The sequence below is a fragment of the Bradyrhizobium sp. NBAIM08 genome (genome assembly GCF_020193935.1).
GTDB lineage: Bacteria > Pseudomonadota > Alphaproteobacteria > Rhizobiales > Xanthobacteraceae > Bradyrhizobium > Bradyrhizobium yuanmingense.
Window position 1 is genome coordinate 91,063 of the sequence record NZ_JADYVR010000007.1, and the last position, 25,792, is coordinate 116,854.

At 63.2% G+C, this 25,792-nt stretch carries 27 protein-coding genes; 14 read left to right on the top strand and 13 right to left on the bottom strand.

The window, feature by feature from the left end; genetic code table 11:
- Positions 1–109 precede the first annotated feature (109 nt).
- Positions 110–586 (top strand): Lrp/AsnC family transcriptional regulator, encoded by a 477-nt coding sequence (locus I6F37_RS23910; RefSeq protein WP_225152870.1) that lies wholly within the window; start codon positions 110–112, stop codon positions 584–586.
- A 102-nt stretch (positions 587–688) separates the two neighbouring features.
- Positions 689–1,573, top strand: coding sequence for a protein-L-isoaspartate O-methyltransferase (locus I6F37_RS23915; RefSeq protein ID WP_225152872.1), 885 nt, complete (start codon positions 689–691; stop codon positions 1,571–1,573).
- A 66-nt stretch (positions 1,574–1,639) separates the two neighbouring features.
- Here I6F37_RS23915 and wrbA read toward each other — a convergent pair whose 3' ends face one another.
- Together wrbA and I6F37_RS23925 are read right to left on the bottom strand one after the other, a co-directional pair.
- Positions 1,640–2,239: an NAD(P)H:quinone oxidoreductase gene (gene wrbA / locus I6F37_RS23920; protein WP_225152873.1), complete on the bottom strand. Its 600-nt coding sequence runs from the start codon at positions 2,237–2,239 to the stop codon at positions 1,640–1,642.
- 46 nt (positions 2,240–2,285) lie between these two features.
- Positions 2,286–2,984 carry a pirin family protein gene (locus tag I6F37_RS23925; protein ID WP_225111576.1) on the bottom strand — a complete coding sequence of 233 codons (699 nt, stop codon included), beginning with the start codon at positions 2,982–2,984 and terminating at the stop codon, positions 2,286–2,288.
- Between the two features lie 115 nt (positions 2,985–3,099).
- Between I6F37_RS23925 and I6F37_RS23930 the strand changes: the two genes are divergently transcribed.
- Positions 3,100–4,035, top strand: coding sequence for a LysR family transcriptional regulator (locus I6F37_RS23930; protein WP_035997402.1), 936 nt, complete (start codon positions 3,100–3,102; stop codon positions 4,033–4,035).
- Positions 4,036–4,149: 114 nt separating this feature from the next.
- Here the strand turns inward: I6F37_RS23930 and I6F37_RS23935 are convergent, their stop codons facing one another.
- On the bottom strand, positions 4,150–4,407 hold the full coding sequence (locus I6F37_RS23935) for a hypothetical protein (RefSeq protein WP_036021169.1): 258 nt from the start codon (positions 4,405–4,407) through the stop codon (positions 4,150–4,152).
- A 255-nt stretch (positions 4,408–4,662) separates the two neighbouring features.
- On the opposite strand from I6F37_RS23935, the gene I6F37_RS23940 reads away from it, so the two are divergent.
- Together I6F37_RS23940 and I6F37_RS23945 are read left to right on the top strand one after the other, a co-directional pair.
- Positions 4,663–5,508: a hypothetical protein gene (locus I6F37_RS23940; protein ID WP_146207665.1), complete on the top strand. Its 846-nt coding sequence runs from the start codon at positions 4,663–4,665 to the stop codon at positions 5,506–5,508.
- Between the two features lie 134 nt (positions 5,509–5,642).
- On the top strand, positions 5,643–6,632 hold the full coding sequence (locus tag I6F37_RS23945; RefSeq protein ID WP_225152875.1) for a tripartite tricarboxylate transporter substrate binding protein: 990 nt from the start codon (positions 5,643–5,645) through the stop codon (positions 6,630–6,632).
- Between the two features lie 6 nt (positions 6,633–6,638).
- Here I6F37_RS23945 and I6F37_RS23950 read toward each other — a convergent pair whose 3' ends face one another.
- Entirely contained in the window at positions 6,639–9,254 is a 2,616-nt protein-coding gene (locus tag I6F37_RS23950) for an autotransporter domain-containing protein (protein WP_225152877.1), read from the bottom strand.
- A 252-nt stretch (positions 9,255–9,506) separates the two neighbouring features.
- Between I6F37_RS23950 and I6F37_RS23955 the strand changes: the two genes are divergently transcribed.
- Positions 9,507–9,845, top strand: a complete 339-nt coding sequence (locus I6F37_RS23955; RefSeq protein WP_035997417.1) for a hypothetical protein — start codon at positions 9,507–9,509, stop codon at positions 9,843–9,845.
- Between the two features lie 6 nt (positions 9,846–9,851).
- Here I6F37_RS23955 and I6F37_RS23960 read toward each other — a convergent pair whose 3' ends face one another.
- Together I6F37_RS23960 and I6F37_RS23965 are read right to left on the bottom strand one after the other, a co-directional pair.
- Entirely contained in the window at positions 9,852–10,319 is a 468-nt protein-coding gene (locus tag I6F37_RS23960) for a YbaK/EbsC family protein (protein WP_035997420.1), read from the bottom strand.
- A 41-nt stretch (positions 10,320–10,360) separates the two neighbouring features.
- Positions 10,361–11,092, bottom strand: a complete 732-nt coding sequence (locus I6F37_RS23965; protein ID WP_225139382.1) for a haloacid dehalogenase type II — start codon at positions 11,090–11,092, stop codon at positions 10,361–10,363.
- Between the two features lie 799 nt (positions 11,093–11,891).
- On the opposite strand from I6F37_RS23965, the gene I6F37_RS23970 reads away from it, so the two are divergent.
- Entirely contained in the window at positions 11,892–12,125 is a 234-nt protein-coding gene (locus tag I6F37_RS23970; RefSeq protein WP_225139381.1) for a hypothetical protein, read from the top strand.
- A 19-nt stretch (positions 12,126–12,144) separates the two neighbouring features.
- Positions 12,145–12,810, top strand: coding sequence for a CPBP family intramembrane glutamic endopeptidase (locus tag I6F37_RS23975; RefSeq protein WP_225152879.1), 666 nt, complete (start codon positions 12,145–12,147; stop codon positions 12,808–12,810).
- A gap of 220 nt (positions 12,811–13,030) precedes the next feature.
- On the opposite strand, the gene I6F37_RS23980 is transcribed toward I6F37_RS23975, so the two are convergent.
- Together I6F37_RS23980 and I6F37_RS23985 are read right to left on the bottom strand one after the other, a co-directional pair.
- Complete coding sequence (locus I6F37_RS23980) at positions 13,031–14,032, bottom strand: tetratricopeptide repeat protein (RefSeq protein WP_225152881.1); 1,002 nt, start codon at positions 14,030–14,032, stop codon at positions 13,031–13,033.
- A gap of 121 nt (positions 14,033–14,153) precedes the next feature.
- Positions 14,154–14,525: a helix-turn-helix domain-containing protein gene (locus tag I6F37_RS23985; RefSeq protein ID WP_036021178.1), complete on the bottom strand. Its 372-nt coding sequence runs from the start codon at positions 14,523–14,525 to the stop codon at positions 14,154–14,156.
- A 160-nt stretch (positions 14,526–14,685) separates the two neighbouring features.
- Here I6F37_RS23985 and I6F37_RS23990 point away from each other — a divergent pair, with 160 nt between their 5' ends.
- Positions 14,686–15,420 carry an SDR family NAD(P)-dependent oxidoreductase gene (locus tag I6F37_RS23990; protein ID WP_225146305.1) on the top strand — a complete coding sequence of 245 codons (735 nt, stop codon included), beginning with the start codon at positions 14,686–14,688 and terminating at the stop codon, positions 15,418–15,420.
- A 411-nt stretch (positions 15,421–15,831) separates the two neighbouring features.
- On the opposite strand, the gene I6F37_RS23995 is transcribed toward I6F37_RS23990, so the two are convergent.
- Positions 15,832–18,363: an NAD-dependent epimerase/dehydratase family protein gene (locus I6F37_RS23995; protein WP_225152883.1), complete on the bottom strand. Its 2,532-nt coding sequence runs from the start codon at positions 18,361–18,363 to the stop codon at positions 15,832–15,834.
- Between the two features lie 400 nt (positions 18,364–18,763).
- Complete coding sequence (locus I6F37_RS24000; protein WP_036021159.1) at positions 18,764–19,648, bottom strand: amidohydrolase family protein; 885 nt, start codon at positions 19,646–19,648, stop codon at positions 18,764–18,766.
- A 342-nt stretch (positions 19,649–19,990) separates the two neighbouring features.
- On the opposite strand from I6F37_RS24000, the gene ykgO reads away from it, so the two are divergent.
- From ykgO to I6F37_RS24015, 3 genes are all read left to right on the top strand, one after another.
- Entirely contained in the window at positions 19,991–20,116 is a 126-nt protein-coding gene (ykgO, locus tag I6F37_RS24005; protein WP_006611362.1) for a type B 50S ribosomal protein L36, read from the top strand.
- Between the two features lie 119 nt (positions 20,117–20,235).
- Positions 20,236–20,871 carry a tetratricopeptide repeat protein gene (locus tag I6F37_RS24010; RefSeq protein WP_035997462.1) on the top strand — a complete coding sequence of 212 codons (636 nt, stop codon included), beginning with the start codon at positions 20,236–20,238 and terminating at the stop codon, positions 20,869–20,871.
- A 124-nt stretch (positions 20,872–20,995) separates the two neighbouring features.
- A complete protein-coding gene (locus I6F37_RS24015) occupies positions 20,996–21,256 on the top strand; it encodes a hypothetical protein (protein WP_035997474.1) in 261 nt (86 codons plus the stop codon).
- Between the two features lie 7 nt (positions 21,257–21,263).
- Here the strand turns inward: I6F37_RS24015 and I6F37_RS24020 are convergent, their stop codons facing one another.
- The gene (locus I6F37_RS24020) at positions 21,264–21,446 is read right to left on the bottom strand and encodes a hypothetical protein (protein ID WP_028180446.1); all 183 of its coding nucleotides are present in this window, start codon (positions 21,444–21,446) and stop codon (positions 21,264–21,266) included.
- Positions 21,447–21,774: 328 nt separating this feature from the next.
- On the opposite strand from I6F37_RS24020, the gene I6F37_RS24025 reads away from it, so the two are divergent.
- Positions 21,775–22,731 carry an alpha/beta fold hydrolase gene (locus tag I6F37_RS24025; protein WP_035997467.1) on the top strand — a complete coding sequence of 319 codons (957 nt, stop codon included), beginning with the start codon at positions 21,775–21,777 and terminating at the stop codon, positions 22,729–22,731.
- Positions 22,732–22,847: 116 nt separating this feature from the next.
- Here I6F37_RS24025 and cycA read toward each other — a convergent pair whose 3' ends face one another.
- Complete coding sequence (gene cycA / locus I6F37_RS24030; RefSeq protein WP_035997470.1) at positions 22,848–23,243, bottom strand: cytochrome c-550 CycA; 396 nt, start codon at positions 23,241–23,243, stop codon at positions 22,848–22,850.
- A gap of 229 nt (positions 23,244–23,472) precedes the next feature.
- On the opposite strand from cycA, the gene I6F37_RS24035 reads away from it, so the two are divergent.
- A complete protein-coding gene (locus I6F37_RS24035; RefSeq protein WP_074447681.1) occupies positions 23,473–24,966 on the top strand; it encodes an FAD-linked oxidase C-terminal domain-containing protein in 1,494 nt (497 codons plus the stop codon).
- Positions 24,967–24,971: 5 nt separating this feature from the next.
- Here the strand turns inward: I6F37_RS24035 and I6F37_RS24040 are convergent, their stop codons facing one another.
- The gene (locus I6F37_RS24040) at positions 24,972–25,742 is read right to left on the bottom strand and encodes a hypothetical protein (RefSeq protein WP_225152885.1); all 771 of its coding nucleotides are present in this window, start codon (positions 25,740–25,742) and stop codon (positions 24,972–24,974) included.
- Between the last annotated feature and the right edge of the window lie 50 nt (positions 25,743–25,792).

Consider the following 25,792-nt stretch of genomic DNA (forward strand, 5'->3'; position numbering starts at 1 on the left):
ATCTGAGGTGACGCCGCAGTGTGACCGATCGCGGTCCTGCATCACATGGCAAGTCATCGGCGAAATCGACCATCTGCCGATGATCTCAAGGTGGAACGGAGAATTGAGTTTGGATCGCTTCGGGAGCATCGATGCCAAGGATTTGAAGATCCTCGAGGCGCTGCAGGCCAATGCGCGCGTGCCGTTGTCCGAGCTCGGCCGCTCCGTCGGGCTGTCCCAGCCGGCCGTGTCCGAACGCGTCAAGCGGCTCGAGGAAGCCGGCATCATCGAGGGCTATGGCGCCCGCATCAACCCGCGCGCTCTCGGGCTCGGCCTGATGGCGCTGGTGCGCCTGCGCACCTCGCACGAGCACATCAAGAACTGCCTCAAGCGGTTCAGCGAAATCCCTCACATCATCGAAGTCCATCGCGTCACGGGCGATGACTGTTTCGTGCTCAAGGTGCTCGTTCCGGCGCCGGAGGATCTCGAGACCATCGTGGATCGCATTGCAGGTTTCGGCGCTGTGACGACCTCGCTGGTGCTACGGAGCGAACCCGTGCGGCCGATCGGCAAGGACCTCGTCAGGAAGAAAATGGAACGGAGTTGAGGCGTGGCTACGTCACGGCGCCGTCACAAAGGCCGTGATTGCGCAAGCCTTCCGATGATCGTCCTCGTTGTGTTATCGTCGCTTCCTTTCCCCGGAGGCGACATGGAAGACCGTTCGGCAAAATATCGTGCGTTCTATGCGCAGTTGATTTGCGGTGCTGCGAAGGCTGCAGACCCCCGCCTCGAGCAGGCGTTTCGGACCGTCAGGCGCGAGCCGTTCGCCGGGCCCGGGCCGTGGTCGATCTGTCTCGGCGGTCATCCCTATGTGGCCACGCCTGACGATGATCCCGCCTTCCTCTATCAGAACGCGCTGTTGGCGCTGAACCCGGCGCGCGGTCTCAACATCGGCATGCCCGGCGCGCACGCCTACTGGCTCAGCGGCTGCGCGGTGAAGGAAGGCGAGACCGTGGTCCAGATCGGCGCCGGCAGCGGCTATTACACCGCAATTCTCGCGCATCTCGTCGGTCCCGGCGGCCGCGTTCACGCCTATGAGATCGATGAACGTCTGGCGGGACTTGCGCGCGACAATCTGAAGGACATCGCCCATGTAGACGTGCGCGGACGCTCGGGCATCGCGGCGGATCTGCCGGAGGCCGACGTGATCTATGTCTGCGCGGGCGCGGCGCAGCCGGCGGCGGAATGGCTCGATGCGCTGCGGCCCGGCGGGCGGCTGGTGTTTCCGCTCGCGCCCGAAGGCATGTACGGCGGCATGTTGATGATCACGCGGCCGGATGACGGTGAAATCTGGCCGGCGAAATTCCTCAGTCGCGCCCAATTCATCGGCTGCGCGGGATTGCAGGATGCCGAGGCCGGCCGGCGATTGGGCGAGGCGTTCACGAAAGGTTGGGAAGGGGTGCAGTCGTTGCGGAGAGAGGGCGTCCCCGACGAGACATGCTGGTTTGCCGGCGAGGGCTGGTGGCTTTCGACGGCGCCCGCACCTCTACCGACGGAGCCGGTTCGGCCTCACGCCGACATCACGCAGATTTAATGGTGACCGTATCCCAATCCCGGATTGGGGAGGCATTCCCGGCTGAGAATGCCGCCCGGGGTCGCATCAGCCATGCAGCTTTTTGGCGGTCTCCGCGATCTGGCGGCCCTGATAGCGCGCGCCGGCGAGCTCGTTGGCGCTGGGCTGGCGGCTGCCGTCGCCGCCGGTGATCGTGGTGGCGCCATAGGGCGCACCGCCCGTGACCTCGTCGAGCTTCATCTGGCCGGCAAAGCCGTAGTTCATGCCAGCCACAACCATGCCGAAATGCAGCAAGTTGGTGATGATCGAGAACAGCGTGGTCTCCTGGCCGCCGTGCTGGGTCGCGGTGGCCGTGAAGGCGCCGCCGACCTTGCCGTGCAGCGCGCCCTTGGCCCAGAGGCCGCCGGCCTGGTCGAGGAAGTTCGCCATCTGCGAGGCCATGCGGCCGAAGCGGGTGCCGGTGCCGACGATGATCGCGTCGTAATTGGCGAGGTCCTCGATCTTGGCGACCGGCGCGGCCTGGTCGAGCTTGTAATAGGAGGCTTTCGCGACCTCGGCCGGCACCAGCTCGGGCACGCGCTTGATGTCAACGGTCGCGCCGGCCTCGCGCGCGCCTTCGGCGACGGCATTGGCCATCGCCTCGATATGGCCATAGGCGGAATAATAGAGGACGAGAACTTTGGTCATGGTGGTCTCCGTTGGGATTGGGTGAGGGTGATTGGTTGCTTGATCGTCACGCCGCGTCGACGAGCACGAGCTCGGAATCTTCGAGCGCCGTGATCTTCAGCTTGGCCTCGTCGCGGATCGCGGCGCCGTCGCGGGCATTGACGCGGACGCCGTTGATCTCGACAACGCCTGCCGCCGGCACCAGGTAGAGATGCCGCGACGTCTGCGGCTCATACTCCGCGCTCTCGCCCGCCTTCAGCGTGGTGGCGAGCACCCGGGCATCGGCGCGGATCGGCAGTGCGTCCGTGTCGCCCGCAAAGCCGCTCGCGATGGTGACGAGCCTGCCGGAGCGGTCTGCCTTTGGAAACGGCTTCGAGCCCCAGGTCGGCTGTCCGCCGCGCATCGCCGGCTCGATCCAGATCTGGAAGATCCGCGTCCTGGTCGGCTCGAGATTGTACTCGGAGTGGCGGATGCCGCTGCCGGCGCTCATCACCTGCACGTCGCCCGCTTCGGTGCGGCCCTCGTTGCCGAGGCTGTCCTGATGGGTGATCGCGCCCTCGCGCACATAGGTGATGATCTCCATGTTGGCGTGGGGATGGGCGGGAAAGCCGGTGTTCGGCGCGATCTCGTCGTCATTCCACACCCGCAAGGCGCCGTGGCCCATGTTGTTCGGGTCGTAATGGCCAGCGAACGAGAAATGATGCTTGGCCTTGAGCCAGCCGTGATCGGCGCCGCCGAGCTTCGCGAAAGGTCTGAGTTCGATCATCTGTGCAATTCCTTGATGTCGGATTGACCTGTTGGATAAGCCTTCGCCTGTGGTATAGAAATAGAAACTGTCGAAACGCATTGTTTCCTTAAATGCCCCATCAGGACCGGCTGCCATGGCAAAACTTCCAGATTTCGAAGCGCTCGCGATCTTCGCCAAAGTCGTGGAGCTGCGATCATTTGCGGGGGCTGCGAGCGAGCTCGGAATGTCAAAGGCCACGGTGTCCAAGGCGGTCACGCGATTGGAGGAGCGGCTCGGCGCGCGGCTGTTCAACCGCACCTCGCGCCGGCTCGCGCTGACCGATGCCGGCCACAAGCTGGCCGAACGCGCGACGCGCCTCTTGGCCGACGGCGAGGCCGCCGAAAACGAGGCGTTGGCGCAGTCGGTGGCGCCGCGCGGCCTGGTGCGGCTCGCCGTCCCCATGACGTTCGGCATCAAGGCGGTGGCGCCGCTGCTGCCCGAGTTCTTCCAGGCCTATCCGGAAGTCTCCGTCGATCTGCATTTGAGCGATGCGACCGTCGACCTGATCGGCGAAGGTTTCGACATGGCGGTTCGGATCGCGCGGCTGCCGGACTCTTCGCTGATCGCGCGGCGTCTCTTCACCATGCCGCGGTACACGGTCGCCGCGCCGTCCTATCTCAAGAAGCACGGCCGGCCGACGCACCCGATGCATCTCGCCGCGCACAAATGCTTCAGCTACGCCTATCTCTCCACGCCCAACGCCTGGCACTACACCAATTCGGCCGGCGAGCAGGCCAGCGTGCGCCCGGGCGGCCAGCTTCGCGTCAACAACGGCGAAGCCGTGATGCCGGCGTTGATCGCAGGCCTCGGCATCGCCGAGCTGCCGGAATTCATCGTCGGTGAGGCGATCTCGTCGGGCGAGGTCGAAGTCATCCTGAAGGACTGGAAGCAGGCCGAAGGCGCCGTGCACCTCGTCACCCCGCCCGGCGGCCCCCGCCCCGCGCGCGTCGAAGCGCTCGCCGATTTCCTCGCAGCCAAGCTGCCGGGCACGTGCAAGCGCCGGCCGCGCGGGAAAAGCAAAGCGTCGTAGGAGCGCGCGCGGCTTCAACGCTCTCCGTCATTGCGAGCGTAGCGAAGCAATCCAGCATGTCTCCTCGGAGAGTTTCTGGATTGCTTCGTCGCAAGAGCTCCTCGCAATGACGAACTACGACACCTTCACGCCATGGATCGCGACGACGCGCAGGCTTGGCTTCAGCGTCCCCTCCAATTGCGCCTTCAATTCGTGAACGCGTGGGTCGCTCGACCGCGCCGCACACACACCATATTGATGGACGGATCGCGCCAGCGCGCGCCGCGCTTCCGGCGTTCCCGTCAATTCGGGCGTCGAAAGCCGCAACACGATCGCTGCGAGATTCACCAGCATCTCGTCCAGCGCAACGTCGATAGTCGCCAGATTCCGCATCATCCACTCTCCCTGGGAAGGCAACAGCGGGCCCGGACATGCGTTCCTGAAGGAGCCCGATATGGCTAACGCTTCGTAAACGTCTTGTTCTTGCCGCCTGGCGCGTTAGCCTGGCAGCGAAACAAGAAAATCAGGCGAGGGCAAATCATGGATCGACGCGGTCTCTTGCGTGCGGCTGCGGCATTGCCGCTGACGGAGTTTTTGCCCAGGCAGTTTGCCAAGTTGAAGAAACGCTAGGGCCCTCGCGTTGCGGTCATGAACTTTGTTGTCTATACCCGCGCCGCGTTCTGTTTCCTGCTTCCCGTTTCTCAACAACCCGACGACCGCTACATGATGCTTCGTCTTATTTGCCTCTTCCTCTTCGCACTGTGCCTGGCCGGCCCCGCGCAGGCGCAAACCAACCAGCCGGCGACGGTTGCCAAGCCGGCAAAGAACGCGCCTCCCAAGCCGGCACCTGCTTCGCAGTCCACGCCGCAAGCTGCAGGACCGTGCGTCGGCGTGATATCGCTGCTGGGCGATCGCTTCATCGTGAAGAAGATCGGCGTGACCGTGTTCGGCAACGAGAACAAGGAGGTTCCGGTCGACGGTTTCGGGCTCGATGACCTCGTTGTCGAACGTGTGAGGGCCGCGGTCGGCTCTGGTTTTGTCGTCCGCAGGATCGCTGCCGATAGATCCGCATTCAGTTCCTACGATCCGGGGCTTGGCATGTTCGTTCGCAGCGACAAGGCCGGCGCCATCGTCCGCCAAGTTGCCGGTCAGGCCGGATGCAAACGCTATGTCGTCGTGATCAAGGGAATACGCCAGGGTGGATTCTTCGGCATCGGTGTCATGAAGGTCAGCCCGCTGTACGACATCGCCGACATCTACGCGGTCATACGGATCTACGTTCATGACGGGCAAAGCTTCGATATTCTGAAGAGCGGCGAAGGCTCGATCAGCGGAAGCAACTTTATGACCGGGCCGCCGACCCTGCGTATCGATTGGGCGCAGTGGCCAGAACCGCCGGAAGCCGCCAACAATCCAGTGATGCGCGCGTCGACGCGGCAACTGCTCGGCAACGTCCTCGACAAGAGCCTGCCCACCCTGTTGCAGTCGCAGTAGTTGGGGAGATGCGGCCAACCGGCCGCCCCCTCCAGGCCCCGCCGGGGAGGGTGCAAGCGCACGGCTATCGCAACACAATCCATTCCGGTTAGGCTGCCTCCCAATCACGAAAACAATCGGGGAGGTACCCACCAATGAACCGCCGCGAACTTCTGAAGGCCGCTGCCGTGCTGCCCCTCGCACAGGCCGCTTGCTCTCGATCAAGCTTTGCCCAAGCTCTTTACCCCTCGCGCAACATCACCATGATCGTTCCGTTCCCGGCCGGCGGACAGGCCGATCTCGCTGCGCGACCGGTCGCGACGGCGTTGGAGCGAATTCTCGGCAAGCCTGTGATCGTCGACAACCGGGCGGGAGGCGGCGGCGGATCGGTCGGCAATGCCGCGGCCGCGCGTGCCGAGCCCGACGGTTACACGCTGCTGATGACGCTGTCCTCGCTCGCGGTGCTCCCTGAGGCCGACCGGCTGTTCGACCGACCCGTCGCCTACGAGGTCTCGCAGTTCATGCCGATCGCGCGCGTGCTCGCCGATCCCACGCTGCTCGCGGTGCCGGCCTCGGCGCCCTGGAGAACCGCGCAGGATTTCGTCGAGGATGCGAAGAAGCGGCCGGGCCAGATCGCCTATGGCTCGTCCGGGCCGTACGGCACGCTGCATGTGGCCATGGAGATGTTCGCGAGCAGCGCCGGCATCAAGCTGCTGCACGTGCCGTTCCGCGGCGCAGGTCCTGCGCTGACTGCGATCCTCGGCGGCACCGTGCAGGCGATCGCCGCCGCACCCGGCACGCTGAAACCGCAGGTCGACGATGGCAAGCTGCGCGTGCTCGGCAATTGCGGCGCGCAGCGCATCGCGAGCTTCCCTGATGTGCCGACATTCCAGGAGCTCGGCTACAAGGATGTCGAGTTTTACATCTGGGCCGGGCTGTTCGCGCAGAGCGCTCTCCCTGCGCCGATCGCGATCCGCCTGCGCGAGGCGATGGCACAGGTGATGGCGAGTCCTGATGTGCTCAAGGCATTCGAGACCTCGGGCAGCCTCGTCGCCTATCAGGACGCGCCGGCCTTCTCTGAGTTCGTCGCGACCGACAGCAAGCGGCTGATCGCGGCGGTGAAGAAGATTGGCAAGGTGGAGTAGGGCCGCTCAGAATTCGCTGCGGACCAGGCCGCGCAGCGTGTGACGGTCGTATCCCGGCGCGAACGCGCCCTCGTACGAGGCCTTGAACGATGTCGCGGTCGTCAGGTCCCACCGGATTTCGGCGCCGGCAAGCGCCACCGTGCGCGCGCGCTCGACGCCGGTGATCGCGAACGGAATGCCGGGTGCGCCTTCCAGCGCCGCCGTCGTGGTCGCCGCGCTGCCGGTAAACTCATGACGAACGGCAATGGTCGCGCCGAACTGTGCCGCGTGGCCATTCGGCATCATCATGCGCTGGCTGCCGCGCAGGCCGGCCGTGCCATAGCCGAGGTCGAAACTGCCGCCTCGCACCAGCTGATTGACCCCCGGCGCACCGGCCTCTGAAAGACTGCCCTGGTGTGTCGCGTACCAATCAGCCTTGGCAAAGGGCTCGGCGACAAGACCCCATCCGGTCTGGAACGGCCGCGAGATGCCCAGCGAAGCGGCAAAGGTGTTTGCGCGCGAGGCGGCAGTTGCCGTCTCGCCGAGGAACGCGATCGTGCGCGAGGAGTCGAGCGCCGCAAAGGAATAGCTGATCGCCGATGCGAGATTGAAGCCGCCGGCCTCGCTGCGTGCGTAGACGCCGGCATGCCCGGCATTGGCCTCGATTCGCTCGCCGCGGCCGGCCATTCGCAGCTGGCCGGTCGATGCGCCGACCGCGAGGCCAGCCGTAAAGCCCGGCATGTGCCAGAGGTCGGCGCCGAGCGCGGCGCCGGCGATGGTTGAATTGGTTCCGAAGGCAATGTCGCTTGCGGCCACCTTGTCCCAATTGCCATAGCCGCCAAACCAGACGCTCTGCATCGGCGCCGCGCGGCGGCGGTTCAGCGCCTTGCCGATCGGGTCCGTGGGCTCCGGCGCATAGGCGGACGCGGTCATCCGAACGGTCTCGCCGCGCGATTGCGTTCCGGCATTCCACATGAAGCTCTGGAACATGTCGGCTTGATCCGCGACGAAGCGGCGTCCATCGGCGTGGATTTGACCGGCCAGGTCGTCGAGGCCGGCCTTGACGCCCGGCGTATTGAGCGCGGCGAGCGTGTTGATCGCAGTAGCCAGCGATCCCGATGCGCCGCCGAGCTGTGCCTGGTCGAGTGCGCCGGCCACCGCGGCCTGGTTCGGCGTCAGCCCCGACAACGTTCCGAAGCCGCCGATCTGCTGCAGCAGGAAGTAGACGTTGTTGGCGTCATAGCTGAGCTGCCCTGTGACTAGCGGGCTGCCAGAGCTCGTGAGCGCGGCGAACGTGCCGCTGACGTCGCCCGCCGCCGTGAGGATGGTGTATTGCGTATTGGCGATAAAGCCTGCGCCAAGCGGCACGATCTGCACCGTGCCGCCGTTGAGCGTGGCGGTCCCGGTCGCTGCGATCCTGTCGGACTGGCCGCCGGGGTTGATCTCGACCTGGAAGGTCGAGCCGGCATTGAAGGCGACGTTGCCGTTGACGTTGAGCGTCCCGATCGAATTGCCGGGCGCGACCATGCCGCCATTGTTGACGACGATTCCGCCGACGGTGCCGGTGCCGCCGAGATAGCCGCCATTGATCGTGACGACCGAGGGCAATGTGCCGTTCACGATCAGCCCGCCCGCGTCCACTGTCGTCGCGCCGTTGAAGGCGGTGGTGCCGGTCAGCGTCCAGACGGAGTTGCCGTTCTTCTTCAGTTGCTCGAACTCGTCATATTGCAGGCCGGGGCCGAGATTGCCGAGGTCGAACGTGGCGCTGCCAATGCTGCCGAAGTTCAGCGTGTCGGTACCGCTCCCGCCGCGAACATTCCCGGTGATCGTCGCGCCCGGCGCGAGGCCGAGCTGATCATCGCCGCCATTCAGCTCGATCGCTCCGCTGCCGCCGCCCGAGATGGTGCCGGCGTTGAAGATGGTGTCGCTGCCGGAAGAGCCCTGGATGGCGAGGAAGAACCCGCCGGAGATCGTGCCGCCATTGACGAGCGAATTGCCGCCGGCGATGAATTGCACGCCGGTATGGCCGCCGCCGATCGATCCGCTGTCATAGACGAGGACGACATTGCCGCTCGACGTCCCGCTGATCCGGAGTCCCGTCGTGTTTGCGCCGGTGCCGACGGCCGCCCCGCGAATGTTGACGAGATTGTCATTCGAATTGTCGATGACGATGGCTGCTTCGGCGTTGCCCGTACCCTCCGCGATCCCGCCGGCCGCGATCGTTACATTGTTGTGGGTCGATCCGTTGGAGAGCAGAACCGCTCCGCTGGAGGTCGAGGCTGTCGCCTGATTGTTGACGGTGATGTGCGAGCCGATGGTGCCGTCGAAAACGACCGCAGGTATGCCTGCGCCCGGCAGCAGCGACGTCATGGTGCCGTCACCGACATTCACCGTGACGTTGCTGCCGCCGGTGGCGTTGATGTGATCGGTGTTGCCGAGGCCGGTGCAGGTTGCGACATCGCCCGAATTGAGTGCGCCGATCGTGCCGGTGCCGGCCACGGTGCAGGCGGCGCGCGCCGGGCTGGACGTCAGGACCGGGAAGGCCAGCACGAGGGGCGCCAGCGCGGTGGTGACCAGCAGCTTGCGGCGAAAGATTGCGGCCGTGGCGACGTTTTGCGCACAGACCGGTCTTGCAGTCGGCATCGACATTCCCCTCATTGCAGCCCATTGCTAGCGGGAGCGCCGTGATGATTCTTGGCGTCAGGCGAAATGCCTTATGGCGAAAGGCGCAAGAGGCCGGTTTGCTTCTGCCCTGTTGCTGGGGCGCCACGGACCAAGGCGTCAGCGGGAGCTGCCATGGTTCCAGTCGCGCTTTTCACATTTTGTTGTTGGTCCAGAACAAGCTCGCGTCTCATTGATTGAAGAGAATTCGAGAGACTTGGGAAGGATCTGGACATGCGAACAGAGCGGATCGCGCTAGGTGTGGCGCTTGCGGTCGGCGGCATCATGGCGCACAGCGCTGCATCCGCGCAGGAATACCGCGGCACGATGGAACAGCAGATGGCCTGCACACCTGATGTGTGGCGCCTGTGCAGCGATCAGATTCCCGACGTGAACCGCATCGTGGCCTGCTTGCAGCAGAATACGCCACAGCTCTCGAGCGGCTGCCGTGCGGTGTTCCAGTCCAGCAACCAGATGCCGCCGCAGCAACAGGTTCCGCGCGGTCGCGCCGCGCCACCACCACGCTACATTGCTCCGCCGCCTCCACAGCGGCCTTACGACGAGGACGAATAGCCCCGCTCAGGGCCTGTGCTCGCAGACGTCGACCCATTCGGCCGCGGTCAGCTCGGCCATCCGCTCCGGTGTGATGCGCACCGCGCTATGGGTCGAGCCGGCAGCCGGCACCACGACATCGAAGGCCTTCAGCGAGATGTCGCAATAGATCGGCAGCGGCGACTTCAGGCCGAACGGGCAGACGCCGCCGACCTCGTGTCCCGTGATGTCGGCGACTTCCTCCAGACCCAGCATCTTCGGCTTGCCGCCGAACTGCGCCTTGACCTTCTTGTTGTCCATGCGCGAGGTGCCGGCCGCGACGATCAGGATCACGCGCTCGCCGATCCGCAAGCTCAGCGTCTTGGCGATCATTCCGGGCTCGACACCATAGGCTTCGGCCGCCAGCGCCACGGTCGCGGAGCTGATCGGGGATTCGATGACGGAAATGTCGGGGGCTTTCTCGGCGAAGAAGGCGCGAACGGATTCCAGGCTCATTCCGGGCAGCTCATTCCAATCTTACAGGCGGGCGACGACCCTTAAGTGATTCCCGGCAACTCGGAGAGGGCGCGGACGCGATGATCCGGCTCAAAGCCGAGCTCGTCCATCTGGGTGCGGATCGCCTTGAACATGGTGAGCGGTGCCACGAGTTCGTTCTCGACGCAAGCCAGCGCCATCGCTTCGGGCGTCACCCGCTCGATCCAGGCAACCTTCAGTCCGAACGATTTTGCCCCGGCGGCGTCCCAGGGATTGGAGGAGACGAACAGAACCTCATCAGGCGCGGTGCCGAGCACCTCGCCGATCCGCTCATAGGCCTGTGGGCTCGGCTTGAAGATCTTTTTCGCGTCGACGCTGATGGTGGCATCGAGCAGGCGGTCGAGCCCGGAATTGCGTACCAGCGCATTGAGCATGTCCGGGCTGCCGTTGGAGAGGATGGCGAGCTTGCGCGGTCTTAAGGCCGCAAGCGTTTCGGCCGCATCCGGATAGAGATCGAGATGCAGATATTTCTCGATGACGCGCTCGAATGCCTCGCTCTCATAGGCGAGTCCGAGCACACGCAGCGTATAGGCGAGCGAGTCGCGCGTGACCGCGTCAAAATCCTGGTAAGCTTGCATCAGCGAGCGCAGCCAGGTGTATTCAAGCTGCTTGATGCGCCAGACCTGCGTGATGATCTCGCCGTAGCCGGGAAACGCATCCTCAGTGACGTCAGCGACCGACTGGATGTCGTAGAGTGTGCCATAGGCGTCGAAGACGACGGCTTTGATGGGCATTGGCTGTCCTTCCGGGGTTGTGGTCACAGGAACTCCCATTGGGGCGTGCGCATAATTCGTCAGCTTACCAGAGCAAAGCGGACGTCTGCCACTGCAGGTGTGATCGGCAGCTTGTGACCCAAGACAGACATTGCCGGGTAGTCGCTATAATTTGAACTCTATTCTTCATGCGGGCGTGCTTAGCTATTGTAGTTGTAGGGCAATAAGGCGCTTCGTCCCATGCCGAAATGGCTTGTTGTACTTGTCGCTCTCCTCGCGGCTACGGCCTACGTCCCTCAGGTCCGCCACAGTGTGATCAACTGGCTTAAGACGCACCCTGCGCTCATTGGACCAGCTCTGACCGTCGCCGGAATACTGGCAGTCTTGTATCTGTTCATCGATCCTACCACGGTCCTGTTCTTGGCGGTTGTCGCTGTCGTCTCCGCTCTCGCTGCATTCTTTGACCCAAGAACCTATTCGAGCCGATGAGACCCTCGTATGAACGACAGCTCGCGGCCCTTGAAGCTTCGTACAGGGAGTTGCTTCTGTCGGCACTACAGGGGTGCGCTAAGGGACAGTGGGGACTCTTCGGCTCGTACGAACGAGTTGGTTTGCGCGACCCCGCACGGGAGGAGCTCCTTGAATTAGGCTCCAAAATCGAGCGCCTGCGCCACAAGTGCGGCATTGAACCCTTCCAGCTCCACGAGCGGTTCCTGCAGATGGGCTCTCGCCTTTCAAACACTCCGGGTGAGCCGAAATTGGCTCAGCGGTGGTTGGACGAACTGATGTAAGCAATCACGCGGTTATGGCCCTTACACAAATGCGCACAGTTTTCCTGCTCTGGCATAGCTATCCGCGCGAAGATGCTCTGGATGAGAATGATACCGAAGATAAACTCGTCGGGGTCTATAGCAGCGCGGCCGAAGCAGATGCAGCAAGACTGCGCAAGCTGCGCTTTGAGGGCTTTCGCGACTATCCCGATAATTTCCAAGTCAGCGAGATGGAAATCGACAAGGACGCGTGGAGTGAAGGATTCGTCACCGTGACAACGTAAAGCGAATATCTCATCGAGCATGGAAGAGCACTCCTTCGTCGTGCCTAAAGAGCGTGAGAGCAATCGCTCCGATACGCGCCTGTTGATTTGGTGGTTCGTCCTCGCCCTTATAGCGCTAGTTGCGTCGCAAGTTATGCGGCTGCATCAACATCAAGCGGCAAGTTGGCTTCTCTGGGACTATGTGGGTCGGATCACTGCTCTCACCATTTTGGCGGCCGTGCCTTCCGCTCGGATCGCTGCATTTCGAACAGGTGGACGTCAAATTTCACTTTTTGAGATTGTCCTTTGGATCGTCGGAATTTGCTTGCTAGATCGCTTTGTCCAGTTGCCGCAATCTTTCCTCAATGCGGCATTCCCTACAACCGTTCTCGGCGCATATCCGCACCCGACCGGATGGCTAAAAGCGTTCGATCTTTTTTTAGGCTTAGCCTTGGTAGCTATCAGCGAAGAAGTCATATTTCGCCGATACATCCGGCTAGCATTCCAGCCTTATCTGGGTGACGGCATTTTTGCCGTTCTCACGACGTCAGTTTTGTTCGGCGCAATTCATTGGTGGGCCGGCCTTGGTAATGTCCTTTCTGCGGCTACTGTTGGCCTTTTCCTCATGTTAATGCTGCGGCGGTCGGGTGTGCTATGGCCGGTGGCGCTCGCGCATTACCTGCTAGATTTGATCAATTTCGCCTAACGCGCCTTGCAGGTTCGGAAGTCATACGACTGCTCCTGGCCCGAAGGGGCCGACGCGATACCTCCGTCGGATGTCGGCTGCTCGGGGTGTAACGGACCCGATATGCTCGACCTGAGTTCTTCCGGGCGTGACCCGAAGCGGACCTAATGCTTTCAGTTTCCGAGGCCACTCGAGCAGCCATATCCGAGGCAATAGTTGTAGATCAGGCGACCTTTGATCCCTAGTTCGCGCGGAGCCTCTGCAGCCGCTTCACGGCAAATTCGTCGCCTGGATTTAGTCTTAAGACGGTCTCGTAGTCGCGATACGCACGATCAAGCTCACCTGCCCGTTCATAGGCTAGCCCTCGGTACCTGAGGGCTGTAGTCGAATTGGGGTCGAGTTCGACAGCCTTATCCAAGCTTTCGATCGCGGCCTTCTCATTCTTCAATGTGATCTGAGCGACTCCGACGCCCACGCGAAGTCGATAGGTATCGCTTCGCGTGAGATGTCCGAGTGCCAACGCCTTGTCGTAATCCTCCAGCGCGGTTTGCGGTCGGCCCGAACGATTGTAGGCCTCGGCCCTTCCAAGCATGAATAGACCTGATGTCGGCTCAAGCTTTATCGCTTCGTCAAACCGTGTGATCGCTTCGTCAAATTTGCCCTGCTCCATAAGCGCCAGCCCCTGACCGTTGGGGAAAGCTCCGTTATCCGGGAACAGCCTCGCCGCAGCGGTGTAGTCGGCCAGCGCAAGCTCGAAGTGACCTCGGTGGTGATAGAAAAAGCCGCGGTCCCGATAAGCGCGCTGGTCGGTAGAGCCGACCATTTCGACGGCCGCGGTAAAATCGGCTTCGGCTTGGTCCCATCTTTTTGCCAGCTGAGCGGTTACACCCCTCATCAGCAGCAGCTCCGCCCGGTCCTTGAGACTGAATGGCTGCTCGAGCCCTTTGGAGTAGATTTGAATGGCTCGGTCAAAGTCCAGCTTGCTTACGGCAACGGCAGCAGCCGTCTGGTGAGTCTCGGCGTCAGACGCAATTGCCGCAGAACAGAAGGGCCAGAGCACGGACAGGAAAGCAATCCCGCGCAGGACCCGCCTTAGCTCTAAACCCACTTTCATTTGCTGCTCCGGGCTGAAAGACGCTCTTGCCGATGGTAACTCAATCGGCAGCAAGGCCCCATGGAGCACTGCAACGTTAACGCGGATTTCGGTTAAACAATCGTCAAGCGAGTAGAGGCTATTCGCCATTGCGAAGCTGGATAGCGTGGCCTTCGCATGTCATTTGTTGGCCCAAGTCGGACGCAAGTCGAGTTGCGGCAACGCGCTGCTATCAGGGGCGGAGCAGACTTCGGACGACGAGTAGCGCGAGCTAGCCGGTCGGCTGACGTCCTGGCCGCGTCCAGGTCGCCCGCTCTGCGAACACCCGGCTGACCTCCGCCATGTGCTCGGTGCCCCACGTGCAGAGCGGCACCAGCGCTTCGGCGAGGCTCTGGCCCAGAGGCGTGAGGCTGTAGTCCACCCGCGGCGGCACCTCCTTGTAGTCGGTCCGCTTCACGAGGCCATCGGCCTCCAGCTCCTTGAGCTGCTGGATCAGCACTTTGTCGCTGACGTCGCGTATGGCGCGCCGAAGCTCGCCGTAACGGGTCGGTCCGTCCTGGGCGACAAAGTACAGGATCAGCGGCTTCCACTTGCCCGAGACGACCCGCAAGGTCGCATCCAAGCCGCAGGTGAAGCCGGGCAGGTTCGGCGTGCAACGTTGGACGTCTGCTTGGGCTTGCGCCGGCGGGGAGATGAGGTCTGTACGATCTGACGACATTTTTTGGGTACTTACCAAAAGGTGCATACTTGTGGTCAGGTAGGTAGGCCGCCAGCTCAGTGCAACCTCAATGAAGGAGCACATCATGAGCAGACTACAAGGCAAGACGGCGGTGGTGACGGGCGGTGGAACGGGCATCGGGCTCGGAGCCGCGAAACGGTTCGTCGATGAGGGCGCATTCGTCTACATCTTCGGGCGACGGCAGGAGCCACTCGACGCCGCGCTCGCGCAGCTGGGGTCCTCGGCGCGCGCAGTCAGGGGATCGGTCACCGACTTGTCCGACCTCGACCGACTGTATGCGACGGTGAAGGCCGAACGCGGCAATGTCGACGTCCTGTTCGCCAATGCCGGGACCGGCGCGTTTGCGCCGCTCGGCCAGATCACCCCCGAGCACTACGATCAGATCTTCGATGTCAATGTGAGGGGGCTGGTGTTCACCGTGCAGACAGCCCTGCCGTTGATGCGGAGGGGATCGTCGATCATCCTGACCGGCTCGAGCACGGGCGTGATGGGGACGCCGCAGTTCAGCATCTACAGCGCGACCAAGGCCGCAATCCGCAATCTGGCGCGCAGCTGGGCGCTGGACCTGCGCGGCACGGGCATCCGCGTCAACGTGCTGTCGCCGGGGCCGACCAAGACGGAGCTGGCGCTGGAGGTCGTGGGCGAGGAAGCCTTCGATGCACTCGGCAGCGCCACGCCCATCGGGCGCGTCGGCGACCCCAGCGAGACCGGCGCGGTGGCCGCATTCCTGGCGTCCTCGGACAGCAGCTACATGACCGGCGGCGAGGTCTTTGTCGATGGAGGCTTGGCTCAAGTCTGAAGCCTTCGTCTGAGTGCGAGGGCTTTGGTCAATGGGATCGAAGCCCTCATGCGCTGCGATGAGGATACGATTAGAGCGAAATGGCTTTAGGTTGAATTGATCGGTGGGGCTCGTTCACCTCTCCCGCTTGCGGAGAGGCATAGGCGGCCTCTGGCCGCCGTTCTCTAAGACGCCGATGCTTCGCATCGGCTATGGCGCCGGGTGAGGGCTTTGTCCTCTTGGGGATTGTCCCTTTGCGGAAGCACCCTCTCCCGACTCGCTCCCGCAAGCCTGCGGGAGAGAGGGCACCTCTGTTGTTGCAGCGATAAAGCACTCGGCGAGCCATACGTGATGCCGCTGTCCGATCAGATGCGTCATGAGAAAGCTCCCCGCATCATCTTCGGTGGCGCCCACGCAGAGCCCGCCGTTGCATCATACTATTGCGTGGTCCCATCCGCCGTAATGGGCGGCGCTACGGGTGCCGCGTGGCAGGCTCAGCCCGATGAGGAGGACACCGGTTGCAACGTTGGCTATCGTCGCCGTTGTCGTGGCGCCGTCGAGGACAAAGGGGGAGATTGCCACCCATGCTCCGAGCGCGACGTTGGCGAACCGCGCGGCACGCGCCACCTCCGCCATCGCCGTAACGGCGACGAGGATGACAAGGCAGCCGGTGATATGGTCGCTGAAGTAGAGGATCGGGCTCGTGCCGAAGGCAAGCGGCGTGATCATCAGCAGCATTCCAAGGAAAGAGCTCGCGACCAGCGTCCAGGGAAAATTGACGCCGCCGGTGACTATGTCGCGCAGCACCGCCGATAACGGGCGGTCGAGATCGGGCGTCGGCGCCTGCTTCTCGGAGAGCGCCGGGCCACCGCGCCAGAAAGTGCGCCAGAACGGCTGGCCCGCCTGCTTCGCGCCCCAAAGATACTGACAGCTCGCCAGTACCTCATCTATCGAATAGGGGATGAGCACTATCGTGATCGCGGCCTGGATGATGCAGAGCGTACACAGTGCACCGATCAAAGGGGGCTGGATAATGATGAAGCTGACGCTCACGAGCCCGAGCGGGATAACCAGTAGGCCGAACAGAATCACCATCCATGGCATTGTGCGCCAGCGGCGACGGTCGCCGATCGCGCCTGCCAGGGCATCTAGCGCGTAGGCGAAGGCGCCAAACCCGGCATCGGCGACCGGAAAGCCCTTCGAGACCCAGGAGGTCACCACCGCCTCGCTGCCATTGGCGACCGCTGCATCACCTGGGCCGAAGAAAGGATCCCACAAGCCGTCGATATGACCGAGTTGATAGGCGGCGAGATAGCGCGAGACGAACAGGCCGACAAAGGCCAGAGCAATGATGTGGAGGCGCTGGCTGAATGTGGATGGCGAGTAGGTCCAGCCGAGGGGGCGATCATCGTCGGCGGCGAGGGCTTGGCGGCTGATGCCCGGTGTTGGAGGAACCATCACCGCGAGCGTCACGATCAGCATGCCAGCAAGCGTATCGGTGGCGTAGGCTCCAGCGCTCGTGGTCCAGAACACGAGAGGTGCGAACATGACCCATATGCCGACGGCAGCGGTGAGCCACTGCAACCAGCGCCAGCGCCGACGCATGCCGATGAGTGCGAACGCGACGACAAGAATGCCGGACACGATCTCGCTGATGCCGAGCCTGCCGTCACGTGTCTCGGGCGAAGCGATCTCATGTCCCAGCGCCGATGGAATTGGCGCCGCGGATGGATCGAAGAGACCAAGCGTGACAGGCGAGGCGACGAGCCACAGTCCAATCGCTGCATTGGTCAGCGGCGCCCAGAGCGTGCGCGCCCGATGCCGTTCCGTCTCGGCCTCAACCTCATCTTTCGAAGGCTCCACCGATTGCCGCAGTCTCTCCGCGGCCTGGTCGAGCTCGGGTTCGGAAGCGGCGACCGTCGCAGGATGAAGTTTGTTCGTCTCGTACCAGTCCGTCGGGTCGACCTTAAGCCGCCGGATCATTTCGGGCAGCGTGGCGGTCAGACTGTGTCGGGGTTTCCACCCCAAGAGGCTCCTCGCTCGCGAAGTATCGATCTCATAATGGTCGTCGGCATTCTCGATCATCCACGACTTGATGTCGGTATCCTGATCGAGAACCTTCTCCTGCATCCAAGTGCCGAGCTTCGTCATCTCTTTCGGGAGGGACATCGTCCGCCATCTCTCCCCATGCACAAGCTGGCCAATCCGCCTCTGCATCTCGTCGTAACTCGGCGTTTCCTCTTCGCCAATGAGCAGTGTCGTTTCATCAGCAAGATCATTGCGTCGATCGACCACGCGTACCACGGCCTCGACGAGGTCGTTCTTGTGGAGATAGGGCTGGCCAGTGGTGATGTCGCCGGTGAAGAGATAAGCGGTCGGCAAGCGCTCGAAGATGCGGGCGATCTGCTGCGCGATGAATGCCGCACGGCAATCCTCGTCATAGACACCTGCAAGCCTCAGGATCGCGACCTTGATGTTGCCATGCTCGTTCAGGATCAGGGTCTCGGTCTTCGCCTTTGACTGCGGATAGGCCCAAGCTGGTTCGATCGGCGAATCTTCATCGATCTTTCTTCCCTTTGCCGAGCTAGGAGCATGCACGAGCAGCGTGCTCGAGAAGACGAACTGCTCCGTGTCGAATGCCTGAAGGGCCGCCAGCAGTCGGCGCGTTCCCTGAACGGTGACGGCATCGTATCTCGGGTTGTCCTCGCCGGTCGTGTCGTAATAGGCGGCAAGGTGAATGACCGAGGCGATCCGACGGCCTGTTCGCGCACGAACCTGGTCCAGCGCCTTCGCCACGATTGCATCCGAGGTGAGGTCGATCTCAATCGTCTCGATGCCGGACAACGGCTTCTTAGGGCGGCTGACATCGAGGCCGATGACCTGGTAACGATCCATCAAGCCGCGCGCGATCGCCTGGCCGAGAAAGCCGCTGCTGCCGGTGATCAGGACGGTGGGGCGAGACATGGCATTCGCTGCTCAACGTGTCTTAGCGAACGACCCGGGTACCCGAAAGTTTCCCTCCAACCTGCTTTTGCGTCCTGGATCGCCGGAGTATCACGCGCCCCATCCACCTACTTCGACGCCGCTGGTGAGCAGCCCAAGCTTGAATCGGGTGGAATCACACAACGTCGTGAGGTCGATGTGGACCGCGGCCCGGCCGCCAGCCTGAAAGAACTGTGGGTACGATGTCGGTCGCTCTGACGTACCCAGAGGATCCGGAGCAGGCGGCGCGCGTCGTGTTCGAGGTACTCTACGCGCCGTCCGAATCCGGACCAGAGATGGAAGGGATACGCTAGGCTACGCCAGCCGAGATGTACCCCGTGGCCAAACCTAGTTGCATGCCGGTTTCATGGAAGCGGATCGTCTAGATCCCCAGCAGCTTGCGCGCGTTCGCCTTCAACACCTTCGGCCGGATTTCGTCGCGGATCTCGATCTTGGCGAAATCGGACAGCCAGCGGTCCGGCGTGATCACCGGCCAGTCCGAGCCGAACAGCATCTTGTCCTGGAGAATCGAGTTGATGTAGCGCACCAGGATCGGCGGGAAATACTTTGGCGACCAGCCCGACAGGTCGATGTAGACGTTCGGCTTGTGGGTCGCGACCGAGAGCGCCTCTTCCTGCCAGGGGAAGGATGGGTGGGCGAGAATGATCTTGAGGTCGGGGAAATCGGCCGCGACATCGTCCATGTACATCGGGTTGGAATATTTCAGCCGCATGCCCATGCCGCCGGGCATGCCGGAGCCGACGCCGGTCTGGCCGGTGTGGAACAGCGCGATCGCGCCGCCATTGTTGATCTCTTCGTAGAGCGGATAGGCCATGCGGTCGTTGGCGTAGAAGCCTTGCATGGTCGGATGAAATTTGAAGCCGCGTACGCCGTATTCCTCGATCAGCTTGCGCGCCTCGCGGGCCCCGAGCTTGCCCTTGTGCGGGTCGATCGAGACGAAGGGGATGAGCACGTCGAGATGCTCGGAGGCGATCTCCAGCATCTCCTCGTTCTTGTAGCGGCGGAAGCCGGTCTCGCGCTCGGCATCAACAGGGAAGATCACCGCGGCGATGTTCTTGGAGCGGTAATAGGCCGCGGTCTCCGGCACGGTCGGCGGATGCTTGTGCGGCGACTTGAAATACTCCGCCATCTGCGCCTGGAAATCGTCGTAGCCGTCGTCGGGATGGGTGCCGCAGGGCTCCTCGGCATGGGTGTGGATGTCGATGGCGACGACTTTGTCGATATCAGGCAGCTTCAGCTTCGGCATGGGTGTCCTCCCGACGGGTTGCCGAATTGATTATAGGATATAACGAATTTGGCAAGGCGCTGGTGGCGGCGAAAGCGCAGGTAGCGACAGTCTTTGCCGGGCCTGACCTCCAATGGGCCGGATCGGGCCGATCCGGCCGCTTCTACTGTGCATGGGGTTGTTTTCGCGATTTTGCTCGTTGGGAGCCTGGCAGTTAACATTGACATGACCTCCCGCCATGCCTTAAGAACCGCTCCGTCCCGGGCGGTCGGTCCGCCAGCGGGAAAAATCTCATTTTGCCACATTCGCGCGTGCCGAAACGGTAGTGCCGAACACGGCCTTTCGAACGTTCAGGATTCTGCCATGAAGGTCCGTAACTCGCTGAAATCGCTGCGCGGTCGCCATCGCGCCAACCGCCTGGTCCGCCGCAAGGGCCGGGTCTATGTGATCAACAAGGTGCAGCGCCGCTTCAAGGCGCGCCAGGGCTGATCTGAGCGGCTGATCACGCCCTGCCGGGAGCCTTCGCGCGCCCCGCAAGATCCGGTCTCACACGAGTTTGACGCCGCCTTTGCTTTGCAAGGGCGGCTTTGCGCGTTTAGACTTCCACCATGGCAGTGAGATTCCGTTTCGCGCGCAACCTGTGTCTGGCCCTCGTGCTGGGAACCGCCGGCCTTGCGCCGGCCGCCCTGGCCCAGCAGGTCGAGCCGCCCGGCAAGCAGAAGAAACTGCCCGAGGCGCCGTCAAAGCTGCCGAAGGTCGACCGCAGCAAGAATCTCGATTTCCTGTTCGGCGCGCTGAAAGCGGCGCCCGACGAGGCCAGCGCCAAGCACGTCGAGGCGCGGATCTGGGCGATCTGGCTGCAGACCCCGAGCGACACCGCCGCGCTCCTGATGTCGCGCGCCAAGACCGCCGTCGATGCGAAGAAGATCGACGTCGCGATCAAGCTCCTGGATTCGATCATCAAGCTCAGGCCCGATTACATCGAAGCCTGGAACCGGCGTGCGACGCTCTATTACATGCAGAACGATTATGGCCGCTCGCTCGCGGACATTCAGCAAGTGCTGATCCGAGAGCCCCGCCATTTCGGCGCGCTCGCCGGCCTCGGCATGATCATGCAGGAGGTCGGGGACGAGAGGCGCGCGCTCGAGGCCTACCGCAAGGCGCTCGCCGTCAATCCGCACCTGGAAAAGATCCCCGACCAGGTCAAGGCGCTGACCGAGAAGGTCGAAGGCCGCGACATCTAGCTACAACTCGATCATTTCTTGAGCGATCGCGGCCGGCGCGGATTAACCACGATCCGAGCCGGGGCGTTGCAAGGACTATTGCGGGGCCTGTTGCAGGCCTACCTGCATGGCAGGAGCGAAAGCCATGAAGCATTTGATGGTCGCAGCGACGTTGCTGCTCGCGTCGGGGACGGTGAGCTTCGCCGACGGACTGTTCTGGGTGGTCGGCAACCGTGCCACCGGCAAATGCGCCATCGTGACCAGCAATCCAGTCATCATTGGCGACATCTGGTTCGGCGACGGTCCCTACAAGTCCAGGGCCGATGCCAAGCTTGCGCGCTCGACGATTCGCGTCTGTCCCCCGGTCACGCCCGAGGAAGAAAAGCAGGAGGAGGGGGCGAACTAGGCTGCGCTTAATGCAGCACGCTGCTGCCGCGCTCGACCAGGCCGCGGTCGGCGGCTGCGGCGTAGGCCTTTGCCAGCTCGGTCTCGAGATGCTCGTTGATCAGGAGCAGCGCCCGCACCGCACCGCGCAGGTCGCCGTTGCAGCTCGCGACGATTTCGTCGATTGCAGTATCGTTCGATCTGAAGCTCATCGAAAATTCTCCGGTTCAAACCAGGACAATCCTGCCGGTCTTTCCCGCATCCCCTGATGTTGCGAGGAGGATCGGCGCCCACCCGCGCCTAGATGGCGGAACCGACCATGGCGATTATATGGAAGCTGCGATGACGCCCGCATGAAGCTGGTCCGAAGCTTGCGTGCGGCTTTGAATAGCCCTGATTTCATTGAGTTTTCTCGATCGGCAATTATGCACATATCCACAGCCCCTGCATTTTCAGTGGAAGCGCGCACCGCCGGCGGCGAAACTGCCGGCCGAGCAGACCCGTAACTGCCCCGTGCCCAGGATCACCCGGATTCTCTCCATGATCGTGATGTCAGTCGTGACGGCGCTGGTCCTGCTGGCGCTGCTCACGCAGGCCGGAATCGTCGCCGTGCAGCGGGCCTTTCCGCCGCAGGGGCGCATGGTCGATGTCGAGGGCGCCGCGCTTCACGTCGTCGAGATCGGCCCGCGCGAGGCCGCCCCGCCGATCGTGATGCTGCACGGCGCGAGCTCCAACCTCGAAGCGATGCGGCGGCCGCTCGGCGATCTCCTCGCCCGGGATCATCGCGTGATTCTGATCGACCGCCCCGGCCATGGCTGGAGCACGCGCGCAAGCCGGCAGGATTCGACGCCGCAGATTCAGGCGCGCATGATCGACGAGGCGCTCGGCAAGCTCGGGATCGATCGCGCGGTCTTCGTGGTGCATTCCTGGAGCGGCGCCCTCGGCGCGCGGATCGCGCTCGATCACCCGCGCCGCGTGGCAGGTCTCGTGATGCTCGCGCCCGTCACGCATCCCTGGCGCGGCGGTGTCGGGCGCTACAACGAGATCATCGCAACGCCCGTGATCGGCCCGCTGCTCGCCTACACCATCACGCTGCCGCTCGGCTATTTCATCACCGAAGCCGGGGCCCGCAACGTGTTCCTGCCGCAGACCATGCCGGATGGTTTCGTGCAGGACTCCGCGACGCCGCTCTTGCTGCGCCCGCGCGAGTTCATCGCCAATGCCTATGATCTGGTGACGCTGAAGGAGTCGGTCGCCGCGCAAGTCGCGCGCTATGGCGCGATCACGGCGCCTGTTACGATCATCGCCGGCGAGCCCGACAAGACGGTGAGAACCAATATCCACGCGCGTCCGTTCGCCGCGGCGGTGTCGAATGCAAAGCTGATCGTGCTGCCCGATCTCGGCCACATGGTGCAGAACGCCGTGCCGGATCTCGTGAAGGCGGAGATCGAGACGATGATCGGAAACATCGCCCCGGCGCAGGCGGTCGCCGACTAAAGCGTTTTCGAGCGAAGTGGAAACCGGTTCGCGCGAAAAAACGTGTCAGAACAAGAAAGCCAGAGCTTCGATTCTGGTCCGATCAGAACCGAAGCTCTAGCGTCCGCCTCGTGCGGTTACTGCTTGATCTTCCCGTCCTTGTCGTATTGGGCAAGGAAGGCCCAGAGATTGTTGATCTCGGTCTCGTTCTTGATGCCGGCGAACGCCATCTTGGTGCCGGGGATCTTGGCCTTGGGATCCTTGATGTATTCCTTGAACGTGGCCTCGTCCCAGGTGATGCCGGAATTCTTGTTGGCGTCCGTGTAGCTATAGCCCTCAACCGCGCCCGACTTGCGGCCGTTGAGGCCGTTGAGCTCCGGGCCAACCTTGTTCTTGGCGCCTTCGCCGATCGCGTGGCAGGCCAGGCACTTGTTGAACGATGTCTTGCCGGCCGCGACATCCTGCGCCATCGCGGCGGGTGCGGTGGCAATGACGGTGAGGATTGTCACCGCGCCGAAAGTCAGTTTTGTCATAAGTGTGCTCTTCGTCTCTTCCCGGGTCAGATGGAGGGTCGTGGTTTTGGCAGGTCCGGTGCAAGTGGACAAGCCGCGAAACTCTGACAGGTTTCCTGCTAGCAGACTTGCCCCAGAGAGAACTTGCGCTGCAACAAAGCAATGCGACCTTCGGAGGACCTACCCAAAGTCCGCAAGACATGATTGATTTGCCGAGATAATTCCATCCGTCGGACGAAGGCTTCTTAAAATGGCCATCATGATGCCCGCAAGCGACCAGGCCGTGCTGGCGCGTCGCAGCGAAATCGTCGCCGCCTTGCGCGCAATCGTGCCGGGCGAGGGCGTGATCGACAGCCTCGCCGAGATGCGGGCCTATGAATCCGACGGGCTGACCGCCTATCGGCAGCCGCCGATGGTTGTGGTGCTGCCCGATACGACCGAGCAGGTCTCGCTCGTCCTGAAATATTGTGCCGCGCAAGGCATCAAGGTGGTTCCGCGCGGCTCCGGCACCTCGCTGTCCGGTGGCGCGCTGCCCCTCGAGGACGGCGTGCTGCTCGGCCTCGGCAAGTTCAAGCGCATCCGCGAGATCGATTTCGACAACCGCGTCGTCGTCACCGAGCCCGGCGTCACCAACCTCGCAATCAGCCAGGCGGTCGCCCATGCCGGCTTCTATTACGCGCCCGATCCGTCCTCGCAGATTGCCTGCTCGATCGGCGGCAACGTGGCGGAAAATTCCGGCGGCGTGCACTGCTTGAAATACGGCATGACCACCAACAACGTGCTCGGCTGCGAGATCGTGCTGATGAGCGGCGAGATCCTGCGCATCGGCGGCAAGGGCTGCGAGAATCCCGGCTATGACCTGATGGGCGTCATCACCGGTTCCGAGGGCCTGCTCGGCGTCATCACGGAGATCACGGTGCGCATCCTGCAGAAGCCCGAGACGGCGCGCGCGCTGATGGTTGGCTTCGCGCAGGTCGAGGCGGCCGGCGAATGCGTGGCGCGCATCATCGGCGCCGGCATCATCCCCGGCGGCATGGAGATGATGGACAAGCCCGCGATCCACGCCGCGGAGGCCTTCGTCCATGCCGGCTACCCGCTCGATGTCGAGGCACTGCTCATCATCGAGCTCGACGGGCCCAAGATCGAGGTCGACGAGCTGATCACGCGCGTCGAGGCCATTGCGAACGCCTGCGGCTCGACCACCTGCCAGATCTCGACTTCGGAGGCCGAGCGCAACCTGTTCTGGGCCGGCCGCAAGGCCGCGTTCCCCGCCGTGGGCCGCATCTCACCCGATTATCTCTGCATGGACGGCACCATCCCGCGCGGCGCGCTGCCGAAGGCGCTGGCGCGCATCCGCGAGCTCTCGGAAAAGTACCAGCTCGGCTGCGCCAACGTGTTCCACGCCGGCGACGGCAATCTGCACCCCCTGATCCTCTACGATGCCAACAAGCCCGGCGAGATCGAGCGCGCCGAAGCCTTCGGCGCCGATATCCTGCGCGCCTGCGTCGAGTTCGGCGGCGTGCTCACCGGCGAGCACGGCGTCGGCATCGAGAAGCGCGACCTCATGCCCGACATGTTCAGCGAGATCGACCTCAACCAGCAGCAGCGCCTGAAATGCGCCTTCGACGCGCAGGGCCTGCTCAATCCCGGAAAAGTATTTCCGACCCTGCACCGCTGCGCCGAGCTCGGCCGCATGCACGTCCACGCGGGCAAGCTGGCGTTCCCGGATTTGCCGCGGTTCTAGGTCGCCTACTGCGCCAGAGCCAGGATGCCGCCGGCAAATGCGTGCCACGCCGCCGTTTCGCTGACCGGCCAGTTGAGCACCTTCACCGCCAGAAGCGCGAGCGTGCCCGTGATGTATATCGGATGCACGCGGCCCTCGGCGCGCCAGTCGCGCACCATGGCGACGACAAGCAGAATGGAGGCGACCACAGCAGGCGCGATCGTCACGGGCACCGGCGGCGGGCCGGACGGTCCTGATGGTGCGAGGAAGGTCAGGAACCAGCGCGCGATCGCGGCGTCGAGGATCGAGACCGCCGCGAGCAGCATCAGGCGCTTGTGAACCTCGAGCCTGCGCGTGTTCATGATGGCGAGCGCGAACACCACGGCAAAGAATGTGATGCCGCTCAGCGGCACGATCGAGAAGGCGATGCCTGCATCGGCCTGTCCGAGCGCCGCGGCGTTCTTCATCGAGGTCACGGACGCGAAGAAGCCAGAAATGACCATCGCGGTCGCAAGCGAGACGCCGACGATGCCGAACGAGCGGTGATTGACCACGCGGCCGGAGGCCGCGAGCCAGGTCTGGAGCACGAAATAAAGCGACCAGGTGAAGAACAAGAGTCCGTGAAAATGGATCACCGGGCTTGCGGACAATGTCCGGTGAGCGAGCGGCACCCAATAGGTCGGTGCGAAGCCGAGAAAGGCAGTGGCGGCGCAGGCGAGCGCCATGTGGAGATAAAAATATCGTGCAGGCGACGCATCACGCGCGCGTACACGACGGTCGTCAATCAGGGTCGTCATCAGGGGTGAGTCTGGAGAGGCGGGGTTTGGTTCAAGCTGCGGGATGCTGT

Bases quoted from the DNA above. Each gene is read 5' to 3' on its own strand.
- wrbA (WP_225152873.1), bottom strand. From the start codon at position 2,239: ATGACCAAAGTTCTCGTCCTCTATTATTCCGCCTATGGCCATATCGAG.
- I6F37_RS23945 (WP_225152875.1), top strand. From the start codon at position 5,643: ATGAACCGCCGCGAACTTCTGAAGGCCGCTGCCGTGCTGCCCCTCGCA.
- ykgO (WP_006611362.1), top strand. From the start codon at position 19,991: ATGAAGGTCCGTAACTCGCTGAAATCGCTGCGCGGTCGCCATCGCGCC.
- I6F37_RS23960 (WP_035997420.1), bottom strand. From the start codon at position 10,319: ATGAGCCTGGAATCCGTTCGCGCCTTCTTCGCCGAGAAAGCCCCCGAC.
- I6F37_RS23965 (WP_225139382.1), bottom strand. From the start codon at position 11,092: ATGCCCATCAAAGCCGTCGTCTTCGACGCCTATGGCACACTCTACGAC.
- I6F37_RS23955 (WP_035997417.1), top strand. From the start codon at position 9,507: ATGCGAACAGAGCGGATCGCGCTAGGTGTGGCGCTTGCGGTCGGCGGC.
- I6F37_RS24040 (WP_225152885.1), bottom strand. From the start codon at position 25,742: ATGACGACCCTGATTGACGACCGTCGTGTACGCGCGCGTGATGCGTCG.
- I6F37_RS24000 (WP_036021159.1), bottom strand. From the start codon at position 19,648: ATGCCGAAGCTGAAGCTGCCTGATATCGACAAAGTCGTCGCCATCGAC.
- I6F37_RS23940 (WP_146207665.1), top strand. From the start codon at position 4,663: ATGAACTTTGTTGTCTATACCCGCGCCGCGTTCTGTTTCCTGCTTCCC.
- I6F37_RS23970 (WP_225139381.1), top strand. From the start codon at position 11,892: ATGCGCACAGTTTTCCTGCTCTGGCATAGCTATCCGCGCGAAGATGCT.
- I6F37_RS23995 (WP_225152883.1), bottom strand. From the start codon at position 18,363: ATGTCTCGCCCCACCGTCCTGATCACCGGCAGCAGCGGCTTTCTCGGC.
- I6F37_RS23925 (WP_225111576.1), bottom strand. From the start codon at position 2,984: ATGATCGAACTCAGACCTTTCGCGAAGCTCGGCGGCGCCGATCACGGC.
- I6F37_RS23935 (WP_036021169.1), bottom strand. From the start codon at position 4,407: ATGCGGAATCTGGCGACTATCGACGTTGCGCTGGACGAGATGCTGGTG.
- cycA (WP_035997470.1), bottom strand. From the start codon at position 23,243: ATGACAAAACTGACTTTCGGCGCGGTGACAATCCTCACCGTCATTGCC.
- I6F37_RS24025 (WP_035997467.1), top strand. From the start codon at position 21,775: ATGATCGTGATGTCAGTCGTGACGGCGCTGGTCCTGCTGGCGCTGCTC.
- I6F37_RS23915 (WP_225152872.1), top strand. From the start codon at position 689: ATGGAAGACCGTTCGGCAAAATATCGTGCGTTCTATGCGCAGTTGATT.
- I6F37_RS23975 (WP_225152879.1), top strand. From the start codon at position 12,145: ATGGAAGAGCACTCCTTCGTCGTGCCTAAAGAGCGTGAGAGCAATCGC.
- I6F37_RS23930 (WP_035997402.1), top strand. From the start codon at position 3,100: ATGGCAAAACTTCCAGATTTCGAAGCGCTCGCGATCTTCGCCAAAGTC.
- I6F37_RS23950 (WP_225152877.1), bottom strand. From the start codon at position 9,254: ATGCCGACTGCAAGACCGGTCTGTGCGCAAAACGTCGCCACGGCCGCA.
- I6F37_RS24015 (WP_035997474.1), top strand. From the start codon at position 20,996: ATGAAGCATTTGATGGTCGCAGCGACGTTGCTGCTCGCGTCGGGGACG.
- I6F37_RS24020 (WP_028180446.1), bottom strand. From the start codon at position 21,446: ATGAGCTTCAGATCGAACGATACTGCAATCGACGAAATCGTCGCGAGC.
- I6F37_RS23980 (WP_225152881.1), bottom strand. From the start codon at position 14,032: ATGGCGAATAGCCTCTACTCGCTTGACGATTGTTTAACCGAAATCCGC.
- I6F37_RS23990 (WP_225146305.1), top strand. From the start codon at position 14,686: ATGAGCAGACTACAAGGCAAGACGGCGGTGGTGACGGGCGGTGGAACG.
- I6F37_RS24035 (WP_074447681.1), top strand. From the start codon at position 23,473: ATGGCCATCATGATGCCCGCAAGCGACCAGGCCGTGCTGGCGCGTCGC.
- I6F37_RS24010 (WP_035997462.1), top strand. From the start codon at position 20,236: ATGGCAGTGAGATTCCGTTTCGCGCGCAACCTGTGTCTGGCCCTCGTG.